Source organism: Faecalibacillus sp. TM498 (genome assembly GCF_020589955.1).
GTDB lineage: Bacteria > Bacillota_I > Bacilli_A > Erysipelotrichales > Coprobacillaceae > Faecalibacillus > Faecalibacillus intestinalis.
Map to the genome: position 1 here is coordinate 1 of NZ_JAJDKB010000115.1, position 1,358 is coordinate 1,358.

The following is a 1,358-nucleotide window of genomic DNA, read 5'->3' on the forward strand; positions in this document are numbered from 1 at the left end:
TCTAATGATTCAAATGTATTTTCAAATCCATAAAACATTTCATTTTTCATTTTCCCAAAGAAATTTTCCATTGGAGAATTATCTAAACAGTTTCCTTTACGAGACATAGATTGGAAAATTCCTTTTTCTTCTAATATTTTATGATATGAAAAATGTTGGTATTGCCATCCCTGATCAGAATGAAAAATCAAGCCTTCGAGATTGTCAAATTTTTCAAAAGCCATATCCAACATTCTATATATTTGGAATAGATTAGGTGTGTCTGAAATATCAAATCCAACTATCTCACGATTGTATATATCCATAATTGGAGATAAATATAATTTTCCTGCTGCTATCTTGAACTCGGATACATCTGTAGTCCATTTCTGATTTACAGAAGTAGCTTCAAAATTTCTTTTTTCGTTAATTTTTCCTGTGTATTTATTTTTCTTTCTTTCTAGAAGAAGATTCTTACAAACACCATTCATATCCCCTTTATAAGAGTTGTATCTTTGTTTAGGTGTAGGATTAAATGCATATAGGCCCATACGCGACATTAGACGCTTTACTTTGCCATGAGACACTTTATATCCCTTATTCAACAATTCTAGATGAATTCTTCGATACCCATAACGTTCTTTGTGGGTGTAAAAGATATTGATTATTTCCACCATTATTTCATCGTTCTTATCATCTTTGTCAATTTTACTAAGAGTGTAATAATAAACGGATTTGGCAATATGTGGAAGATCCTCATTAGAATTAATAGTATCCAGAATAAAGGCTAAGCTCAGATTTAATTCCTGCCTTAGTTCTGTTATAGCCTTTACTATTTCTTTAGTTCTTTCTTCTTTCGTTCCATAACTAAGGCATCCAATTTTTTTAAGTATTCGTTCTCGACACGTAAGCGAAGGTTCTGAAGTTCCAGTTCCTTGATCTTTTTCTGCATTTCTGACTGTGTCATTTTTTTCTTTTTGTTTGTCATGTTGTCCTCTTTTCTTTTCAACAATATTATACCCGTTTTCAACATAAGATTTAATCCAATTGGCCAATATTCCTCTACTTGATAAGCCAATATCAATAGCTACCGCTGTAATTGATTCTCCATCGATAAACACTCTTCTCAATGCTTTTTCTTTAAATTTGGGAGAATAATATCTGTTTCTATCTTTTCTAAGAACATCGAATCCATTTTTATCTATCAATCGTACAAGATATTCAATACCGTGCACATTGATATTATATTCAGTCGAAAGCATGTTTAATGTGTATCCCATTTTTCTTTTATTGTAAATTTCAATTTTTTGTTCGTTTGTAAGTTTAGCCATAATAAAAAGTGAACCTCCTAAGTTGTCCAACTTTTTCAGTTCACTTCA

1 protein-coding gene is annotated in these 1,358 nt (G+C 31.0%); it reads right to left on the reverse strand.

Annotation, left to right across the window (positions count from 1 at the left end):
* Positions 1-1,310: IS3 family transposase (locus tag LJD32_RS14860; RefSeq protein ID WP_227392819.1), on the reverse strand; the 1,310-nt coding region annotated here is incomplete at its 3' end.
* Positions 1,311-1,358: the final 48 nt, after the last annotated feature.